General features: G+C 47.4%; 6 protein-coding genes. All 6 read right to left on the bottom strand.

From position 1 onward, the window contains the following. Positions 1 to 120: 120 nt before the first annotated feature. A complete protein-coding gene (locus MHH46_RS15895; RefSeq protein WP_076190335.1) occupies positions 121 to 2,928 on the bottom strand; it encodes a glycoside hydrolase family 2 TIM barrel-domain containing protein in 2,808 nt (935 codons plus the stop codon). Between the two features lie 10 nt (positions 2,929 to 2,938). Then, positions 2,939 to 4,543, bottom strand: a complete 1,605-nt coding sequence (locus MHH46_RS15890; RefSeq protein WP_076190336.1) for a response regulator — start codon at positions 4,541 to 4,543, stop codon at positions 2,939 to 2,941. Next, positions 4,543 to 6,333: a sensor histidine kinase gene (locus tag MHH46_RS15885; protein ID WP_076190337.1), complete on the bottom strand. Its 1,791-nt coding sequence runs from the start codon at positions 6,331 to 6,333 to the stop codon at positions 4,543 to 4,545. Before MHH46_RS15885 ends, MHH46_RS15890 begins: the two co-directional genes overlap by 1 nt. A gap of 102 nt (positions 6,334 to 6,435) precedes the next feature. Then, positions 6,436 to 8,121 (bottom strand): hypothetical protein, encoded by a 1,686-nt coding sequence (locus MHH46_RS15880; protein WP_076190338.1) that lies wholly within the window; start codon positions 8,119 to 8,121, stop codon positions 6,436 to 6,438. A gap of 30 nt (positions 8,122 to 8,151) precedes the next feature. Continuing rightward, positions 8,152 to 9,048 (bottom strand): carbohydrate ABC transporter permease, encoded by an 897-nt coding sequence (locus MHH46_RS15875; RefSeq protein ID WP_036677267.1) that lies wholly within the window; start codon positions 9,046 to 9,048, stop codon positions 8,152 to 8,154. A 6-nt stretch (positions 9,049 to 9,054) separates the two neighbouring features. Further along, the gene (locus MHH46_RS15870) at positions 9,055 to 9,948 is read right to left on the bottom strand and encodes a sugar ABC transporter permease (RefSeq protein WP_081387769.1); all 894 of its coding nucleotides are present in this window, start codon (positions 9,946 to 9,948) and stop codon (positions 9,055 to 9,057) included. Positions 9,949 to 9,992: the final 44 nt, after the last annotated feature.

Here is a 9,992-nt window from a genome sequence, read left to right as displayed (position 1 = left end):
GAGTTTTTTACGATGAAACCTTCTGTCTTACTCAATAAAAAAGTAGTTTTTAGTATAGCGCCCTTGGACTGTTCATCCATATGAAATGCGATAAGTAGCTCAGTAATCGCCTGCCTCTACCTATTGGATCAGCTCAAGAAGCTCCGCAACATTCGCCTTGTACTGTGGTTTGAAATCATCTGATTTCATATAACCCGCAAGGCTGGATAAGAACTGTCTGCCTTCCGGCGTATCGCTAACCTTATCAGCATCCAATGCGCATATCAGCAGGTTGCCTGCTCCTACACTGCATTCCACTAGGAAACTCAGCTTATGATTGCGTTCAAAATTATCGATAGTCTGCACTACGGGATTCCAGTTGCGGTCTGCCGCATCCATGATGAGCGATTTCGAATTCTCAACAATACTCCACCAAGGATAAGTAGAATATTCCTCGCTCGGGAACTCACGCAGCGCCGGGTGGTTGTTATCAATCAACAGCCCCATAGTACCAATGGGTACTGGCCGGTTCATGCTCTCTGAGATCGAGCGGAACATTGGATAACACCAGAAATCTGTGCAGTAATAACCTTCAACAGCATTTTTGAGAGATTCCGGTTTCGGCATAAGCAGTACATTCTCACCTTGCTCCAGCAATGCAAGCGCATCATCAGATAGCTTGTCGAAGACATGGACACCCTCCAGTATATTGCTACTCTTCACTGGATAAATCCACAGGTCATAGCTCTTACGGATATCTGTTCCCTGTATGGAGAGGGACAATACGATAGTACTCATCCGGTCAACTACAGGTAGTTTTATTGCCAGATCGCAGATATCGATATAATTCGTTCCTGCAGGTACGTCCACCTCGGTTGAACCTGAGGCGAGTATACCGTTATCCTCGGTAAGCTCCCAATGCAGTTCAAATGTACTCGGCATACCACTGCGGAAACAGCTCAGTTCGACATGGGCATCGAACGTTTCACCAGAGACATAGTTATACTTGGGGAATCTTGCCAGCAGAACGGCGTCATTACAAAAAGTTCGCCAGTCCTCAGCACTTATCATTCCTTTGGAATCCATAAAGGCGTCGAGGACACCCACCAGCGCTGTTCCCTGGCCACTGAAATCCTGCAAATCAAGCAATTGGAAGCCCGCAAGCCGCCGGGAGCGGAATGCCGCCTCGAGTTCCTCTTTGTAGCAAGCTACTGCCAGTTGCCCCGAGCATTCGAAATATTTGGCAGCCAAATGACCCAGCCCTTTACTTTCCAGTCGTTCACGGAAAATTATGAAATTCTCAGCTTTGAGCGGACCGTTGTATTTATCGATTTCCTCATAATTAGGATAGGTAGCATACTGTCCGATCTCATGCGAGATTACCGGAATGTGCGGTATCCATTCTGCGGAAGCGTCTCCAGCCTTCACCGTCTTGGCTTCCGTACCATACTGGATCTGGATCTCTCCGCCAGCGGCAGCTTCCATCCCCTCTCCGTTGAAGAGATCCTGAGGGACGATCTGATCGTCATAGTCTTTCATCGTGCCTGGCAGATCAATCTGGACATGACCTAATGGAGCATCACACATCGCATAGGAGCCTCTGAACAGCCGATCTCTGGAGAAGCGCACGCCGCTGAAGAAATCGTCATGTTCCAGAATTTCTGGCACCCATTGGTGGTTATTGGACCCCTGTGTATAGAGAATCCGGTTATCAAATGCTTTATAGTCCTTTAGGAAGGAATCAATCTTGGCTTTGCTGCCCCACAGCTCGTTGCCAAGCGACATCATCACGAAGGAGGGGTGATTGCCAAAAGCCTGAAGAATGGCATAGCCTTCGCTGATCAGATAGTCCTGCTCTGCCTGATTATGGCCCTCGTCGGTTTCTTCCGTGATTGTTCCCCAGAAGGGAAGCTCTGGTTGCATGTAGATACCGAGCATATCCGCTGCGGTGAAAGCAGCTTCCGGCGGACAGCAGGTATGAAAGCGATAATGATTGATGCCGTAAGACTTGGAGATGCCCAGGATTCTTACCCATTCCTCGACGTCAGTCGGGGCATAACCGGTAAGCGGGAAGATCAGGCCGTCATGTTTGCCGCGGAGGAAGGTTTTTTCTCCGTTGATTGTAAACTTATCGCCCTCTGCCCGGAATTCCTTCAATCCAAAAACGAGCTCCTGTCGGTCCGTTATATATCCATCGCTGTCTTTCAAAACAAGGTTTATGTTATAAAGATTGGGAGCGCCTTCACTCCAGAGCAGCGCGTCTTGACCTAGCTCATAGTTGACGGAAAAACTACCCGGTGAGACTGGGTACTCCCGCTCGTCCACAGCATGTGTATTGTCGCTGTTGAAGCTCTGAGCAGACACTGTAAGTATAGATTCATTCCTGCTGTCCAAGGTTGCCGTGATTCGGACTGAGCGGGCTGAGAGATCCGGATCGAGCCGGATGCCGCTGAGCCGTGACTCACCATAGAACTGAAGCTCCATACGTCCAGTAATCCCGTTCCAGTTGGTTTGGGTATCCTGCGACGTTAAATGTCCACCTTTGGTTGGGTAACCAGTATTGTCCACGCGGATGGTGAGCGTATGATTCCCAGGTTGAAGCTGCGGCAACTCATATATATGTGGGGTATTTAGACTGTTACGGCTGCCTATTTCCTGATTGTCCAGCCATAGAGTCGTCAGTCTCGTGCGTTCCAAATATAGGAAGCAGACTTTGCCGGCTAGTTCTTCCGGAATGACGACCTCTTTTGAATACCAGACTTGCCCTTCAAACAAATACTCATCCGTTAATGCGCTTACTAAAACATCCTCGTTCTTCGGACCTTTGCGTGCGTAGGACGTTGTTCCGGGCAGTGTGATAACATCTGTAAAAGGCAATGCCAGCAGTCCTTGTTTTCCCTCATCCAATTGCAACTTCCATTCGCCTTCCAGGCTGATCTTTGTCTGCAAAATATCACTCCTAATAATGATAATCTCTGAACTCCTGAGGTGTAGTGCCGGTTGTTTTCTTAAAAAGGAAGGCAAAATAAGCCGCGGTCTGAAAGCCCACCTGCTCGGCAACCTCGTAAACCTTAATATTGGGGTCACGAAGCAGTTCCTTGGCTTTGTTCATACGCGCTTCCTGCACGAAGTCGGAAATCGTCCGGCCCATTTCTTTCTTGAAGAGAACACTTAAATAGCTGTGATTCAAGTGGAACTGCTCAGCAAGCTGCTTAACAGTCATGTTCTCATGCAGATGCTCCTCCAGTTGGCGGGCGACCCGCTGGATAAGGTTATGCTGCTGAGCGACCTGCTCTCTTTGATTAAGCTTAGCATATTGCGCCAAATATTCCAGTACGACCTTCCTGACTTCATCTACGCCTGTACAGTCGATCAGCCGCTGCCACATGAGGATGTTCATCTCTGTTTCCTTCTCATGTACACGCTTCAGTTTTCTGGCTAGTTCGCTAAGCAAACCCATTCCGAAAGCCTGCACATAGGAAAAGGATACAGGCTCTCGTGCAAGTAACCCTTCGAAAGCATGATTGAAATAAGCGGAAGCTTTATCGCTCTCTCCTCTGTCCAGTAGCTTAACGATTTCCGGAATGTATTCTTCACGCAACCTGAAATCATGATATTCATTCATCAAGTTCCGGTCGAAATAGAGGATTTGTCCGTAGCCGGCCAGCCTGGCACCGCTCATCATATGCCTTACTTCCTTATACAGCAACGGTATTTCCGTCCAGAACAAACACTCTCTGCTGATTCCGACCGAGACGGAGGCTTTATACTGCTCTCTTAGGATATCTTGGATAAACGCAAGCTGCTTCTCAAGTCTTGCCCGCACCAATGGCGTTGCGTTCAGCACAATGACGGCCAGTTCATCCGCTCCTGTCTTCCCTATATAGGTACCGGAGAAACCAGATAGACCAGTCTTAACGCAGTTCAATAGCCCTTCGCTAAGCAGGATCCGATCCTTGGCATCATGCGGATTATCTAGGAACCTGCGGTCATATCCGAACAGGAATAATGTTGCCTGCCATTCCCCATTAGGCAGATCCAGCAGGCGCCGCCAGGATTCGAGCAGCTCTTCACTGTGGATCCAGCCTTCAACCATATCTTTGACGAAACGTTCCTGCAGCACCTCATAGCTCTCTGTAACTTTCTCCCTAAGTATAGTGGTTTCCTGTTCAATCTGTTTTTTCTTCTCAACTACTTCTCTGAACGCAGCCAGTTTCATTTCGAGTTCTTCCGTCTTGATGGGCTTCAGAACGTAAGCCTTAGCTCCCAGATGTATAGCCTCCTGCACAAATTCAAACTCGTCATATCCACTGATCATCACAGTCTGTAAAGACTGGAGTGTCGGATAATCCGCTCTGCATCTGGCGAGCAGTTCGATCCCTGTCATACCGGGCATCGAGACGTCAGCGATCAGCACATCCACAGGAGTTTCTCCTAGAATCGTTAGTGCTTCTTCACCAGATAATGCAGTTAACGGTTCCTCATACCCCAGAGCTTTCCAGCCAATATGACGAAGAAGCCCTTGAATCTGCATAGGCTCGTCGTCGACAATTAATGCCCGCATTAAGCTCCATCCCCCTTTTTTATCTCAGGACTTTCCTTGCAAACAGGGATATCAATGGTTACACAAGTCCATTCGTCTTCTACACTTTTAATCTCAAAGCGGCCCTCTGTGCCAAAATACAATGCAAGACGTTCACGGATATTGTTCATCCCGAATCCGTTTTGCGTACCCGTGTAGCTGCCGGCACGGATCTGTTCCAGCTTTTCACTGCCAATCCCTTTTCCATTATCAAAAATCTGAAACTGCACCGTATTCTCCACTCGTTTGATCGTAATTTGTATAAAAGCATGAGTTCTAGTTGTGATGCCCCCGTGCAGATAACAGTTCTCGACCGTTGGCTGTAGGATCAGCTTAATGCTGTACAGGTCAAGAACGTCCGGCTCTACCAGCCACTCTACGGATACCTGACCGGGATAACGCAGCTGCTGAATTTCGATATACGCTTTCAGATGCTCAATTTCGTCACGGATCAGCGTCACATTAACCCGGTTATTGAGTGCCAGCCGATAGAATGTCGTCAGCGCATCTATGGTTCGGATTTGCAATTCGTCCTGCTGATCTAATGCCCGCCAACGGATCAGGCTTAACGAATTATAAATAAAATGAGGGTTAATCTGTGCCTGCAACGCCCTGAATGATTGCTCCCGCTCTTTGAGCATGGCCTCTGTATGTTCTTCGACCAGTTTTCTCAAACGGCCAGACATGGAATTGAACAATACCTCAAGCTCCCCCAGCTCATCGTTGTCACGGTTTCTCACTGTAACTTCGAAATAGCCCTGTGAGATATCTGTCATCCTGGTGCCCAGCTTGCGGATCCGCCAAATCACATTTTTAAGTACAATCATGATTAGAAAGATGGACAGCAGCAGGAAAAATGCAATACCTGCTCCGATATAGTACATAATCCGCGTAGACTGCTCCTCCAGTCGGTCAAGATGCACAAGTGCGGCAACCGTCCAGCCAGACTTAATCTCCTGAGTGATCAGCATCATCCCGCTTTTTGTTGCTGAGGTTTCCAACGAGTTGTTCCAGTACTGACCTAAGGAGGATGAGGATAACCGGCTGCCAATTTCAGAGGGCTCCGAGGATGCAATAATGCGTTCGTTGTCGTCAACGATATACAATTCTCCGGCCCCTTCAAAAGGATGTTCGAACGATTCCATGAAGACACCGTTATAGTTCAGTAACAGGTACACAATCCCGTAAACATCTCCATACGCGTTCAGAATTTTATGGGATACCACTAGCTTAGTCCTGTCGTCAGCTGCATTAGTCCATACCAGATTGTCTGTTGTGCGAAGCATTTTCGTATACCAATCCCGCTCTCGAATTCCCGAAAGGCTCCGTTCTTCCGGCTTCCACAGAAGCCCTCCATCTTGCACTAGTGTATCGTTGGTATGATAGATTCGGAAATTCTCAATACCTGGCAAGTATTTGCTGGTGAGCAGAAAGGATCGGTCCACATAATTGACCGTACCCAATTGTTCATCGATATCCGCATAGTCCCTGGCTAATCTAGAGATCAGCTCACCATCCGTAGCCGTTCGGGTAGCCAGCAGATCATAGCTTTGCTTCCTGAATTCAATACTCTGCGCACTTTGCCGAACGGCTTCCCTGATCGTAAGCATATAATTGGCCCGCACCGTATGAAGCATCATGTACCCTGCACCTGCAGCCAGCAGTACGGTGGGGAGAAATACAATGAGTCCGTAGAATAATACAATTTTACTCCTCAGGTTCATGGAACGGGTCATACGGATGATCCATTTCTCTATTTGTTGTTTAATCATAGATTCCCCCCATGAAGTGCAAAGGGAGCCCCCTCCAAGTGAGAGGTGCTCCATTAATTTTTTATCGTTTACGATCCGCGACTGAAAGAGCGGCACGGTTGTCTATTGCAAGGCTGTTACTTCCTCCTTGTACGTATCCAGCCACTCCTGCTTGACTTCACTCCAGTGCCCACGCTTCTCTAGTGCTGCTTGGAAATCGCTCCAATTCTTTTCGAATTGCCCCTCGTCTTTGGCCATTAAAAGCTTGGCTCGATATTCCTTGCGGATATTTTCGATCTCCGGTGAATATTTCTCCCATGCGCCGCCCTGTTTCATCTGGAATAGATCATAAGGCTCTGCCACGCGGATCGTTCCCATTTTGCCGATAGCTTCTGTGAACTTAATGGTCTTAGCAGCTCCGGCTTTCCCTGCATCCTCTGTGTTCCACCATGGGTACCATTCATTGCTGTAAGAGGCAGTCATGTAAAGCTCAGGGGTGACTTTAGCTTTTTGTGCGGTGTCTCCGGAATTGCGGCTCGTCTTGTAGGTTTCGTCTGTGAATTTCCATTTGCCCAACGGTTGATCAATCCAATCCCAGTATAATCCCGCCGGTCCTTCATTAATGACCTGCTGCTGCTCGGGTTTTGGTTGCAAGGTATAATCGAAGAATTTCAGAATAGCTTCCAGATTTTTAGTTTTTTCACTAACATAGACATCATAGCCTGGATTCGGATTGGTAACCTGATTAATTCCGACTTTCTCTACACCATCCACTTTAGGAAAAGGGATTGCTTCGTAAAACCACCCTGGTTCTGTTGGGCCGTCCAATGTCTCCCAGGCTGAGGCAGGAATGTTCCAGAAGCTGCCGACATTGAAGGCAATACGACCCGATTTGTTCTTTTCTGTATACTGTTCTCTTTTGCTGGTGACGACCTCTGGATCGATCAACTTCTCCTGGTACATCTTGTTCATCCATTGATAAGCTGCTTTATAATTGGGATCGTCGTAAGCGAATACAAAATCATCGCCGCGTTTGTCAACGCCATTACCTGCTGTAGTCACCCCGAATGCGGTCAAAATCGCGTTTTCATCGCTCCAGCCCAGATTATCACTAGTGTCCATTAGGAATGATAGAGGAATAAGCGATTTGCCGGAAGCATCCTTCTCTTCTGCAGCTTTCCGAAGGAAGGTCTCAACTCCTTCTAACGTTGCTAAGTCCTCTTTGGTCATACCTGTTTTCTCCAGCACATCACTTCTGACAATCCAGGCTTGAGATGCCCAGCCTGGCCACGGATCTTCCGGGTTTTGGTCAAACCAGGTAGGAATGGACCAGATATGACCCTCATTATCCTTCATAAGTTCCAGATACTGCTTTGGAATAGACGCCAGTCCTGGATATTTGTCAGGCATGTCGAAATACTGCTCTAGCGGCATAAGCTGTTTCGACCGGTTCATCGCGCTTTTGACCGTTTCGTTTCGGCTGAAGATAGCTGCATCTTCAAAGCCGCCTGTGTTTATCTTCAAATTAAGTGCAGTCATTGCGTCGCCTTGAGTGGTTTCCAGCTTCACATTTACTCCAGGCTCCTGTTCACGCCAATATTTCTGGACCAAACTATCATTATTGATGGTTGCCGTCCATCCAAGCCAGAGATTAAAGGAAGTCGAGCCACTGGCGGGCAGGTTACTTGACGTTTCATTGTCGCTTCCAGGCTTGTTCGCAGTATTCTCACCTGATCCGGAGCATCCGGCAATAGACATCAGTAAGGTTGCTGCAGCCAAAGCGGCTAGACCCGTTTTTTTGAATATCATTGATTTTTCCCCCTGTTCTATTATTGAAAATCAGCCTTTTACTGACCCTACAAGAACTCCTTTCACAAAATATTTCTGCAGGAACGGATACACGCACAGGATGGGGATTGCACTCACCATAACGACTGCCATCTTAATCGACATCAGTGTAATATTCTGCATTTGTGAGCTTCTCGCCAAAGCTTCCTGGTTGGTATTCGAGCCAAGGACAGCGGATAAATCCTGAGCAGCGAGCAATTGCTGCAGGAAGGTCTGCACCGGAATCAGGTTCTGCTTCGTGACGAAGAAAGCACCGGCGAACCAGTCATTCCAGTGTCCCACTGCGGTAAACAATCCAAGTGCGGCAAGCATAGGTTGAGAGAGTGGAATAATAATCTGAATCAGAGTACGAACAGGACCGGCTCCATCTAGTTCAGCGGATTCTACCAGAGCTTCAGGGATTCCCTGTATAAACTTCAGCATGACAAACATGTTCCAGACCGAGAACAGCCCGGGAAAAATATACACCCAGAACGTGTTGATAAGCCCGAGATTATTAAGCTGAATATAGAAAGGAACCAGTCCTCCACTGAATAGCATGGTTAAAAGAATATAGCCTAGAATCGTGCTTCTTAATGGAAGGCCGCGGTAGGACAAGCCAAAGGCCACCAGAAGTGTGACGATAAGTCCTGCGAATGTGCCAATGACTGTCCTAGCGATTGTAATTAGATAAGACTGGCGGATAATCTCATTTCCTAATACAATCTCATAATTAATTAATGTGAAATTTTTGGGCCATAGATACACGCCACCTTTGGCCGCACTTGCACCGTCATTCAGTGAGATGGCCAGCATGTATAGGAATGGATATAGTACAGACAAGCACAGACCGGCCAGTACTATGACGATGACGTATTGAGCTATTTTTTCACCTCTGCTGAGCTTCATATGCCATCACCATAATCCTTCACCATTTATTTTTCTGGATAACTGATTAGTCGAAACAACCAATATCAAGCTGATCACTGAGGATAACAATCCCACTGCGGTCGCCATTCCAAAATATCCCTGCTGCAATCCGTTGCGGATGATATACGTATCCAGTACATCCGCGACCCCTTGATTAGCAGAATTCATCAGCGGATAAATCTGATCCATCCCTACTGAAATCAGGCTAGGGATACTCAGAATTAGCACAATCGATATTGTCGGTAGAATACCCGGGAAGGTGATATGCCGAATCTGGGCTAGCTTTCCTGCACCCTCTACTTTGGAGGACTCATACAATTGCGGATCAATCGTTGTGATCGCAGCCAAATAGAGAATCGTGTTCCAGCCGGTCTCTTTCCACAAGCCGCTTAATATAACCATGGGCCGGAACCACTCCGTGGAACCCAGAAAAAATACAGGATCACCGCCTGCCTTCTCGATGAACTGATTGACCAGCCCACCATCCAAAGTCAGAAAAGACTGCAGGATGTAAGCGACTACAATCCATGAGAAAAAATGTGGCAAATAGCTGACCGATTGCACGAATCGCTTAAATACAGGCCGGGTTACCTCGTTAATCACCAGTGCCAGTAGAATCGGTGCCGGGAATCCGAAGATGAACTTAAGCACAGATATATATAACGTATTTTTGACGACAGTTAAAAACTGGGGATCTTGCAGGAAAGAAAAGTTGTCTAATCCCACCCATGTGCTGTTCCAGATCGAGGTGCCAATCTGAAAGTCGCGGAAGGCGACCTGAATCCCTGCCATCGGAATATAGCTGAACAAAAATAGCAACAGCACTCCCGGAAGAATCATTAAGTATTGCCATCGGTACTTGTAGAACTTAGCGTACAATTTACATCCCTCCTTGATATTTCTATCATAAGGTGCAGCGGGAA

This window comes from Paenibacillus sp. FSL H8-0175 (genome assembly GCF_045040615.1).
GTDB lineage: Bacteria > Bacillota > Bacilli > Paenibacillales > Paenibacillaceae > Paenibacillus_AQ > Paenibacillus_AQ odorifer.
Note: the sequence above shows the minus strand (reverse complement) of the source record. Positions and strands in the feature narration are given on the sequence as shown.

Bases quoted from the DNA above. Each gene is read 5' to 3' on its own strand.
- MHH46_RS15890 (WP_076190336.1), bottom strand. From the start codon at position 4,543: ATGCGGGCATTAATTGTCGACGACGAGCCTATGCAGATTCAAGGGCTT.
- MHH46_RS15885 (WP_076190337.1), bottom strand. From the start codon at position 6,333: ATGATTAAACAACAAATAGAGAAATGGATCATCCGTATGACCCGTTCC.
- MHH46_RS15880 (WP_076190338.1), bottom strand. From the start codon at position 8,121: ATGATATTCAAAAAAACGGGTCTAGCCGCTTTGGCTGCAGCAACCTTA.
- MHH46_RS15875 (WP_036677267.1), bottom strand. From the start codon at position 9,048: ATGAAGCTCAGCAGAGGTGAAAAAATAGCTCAATACGTCATCGTCATA.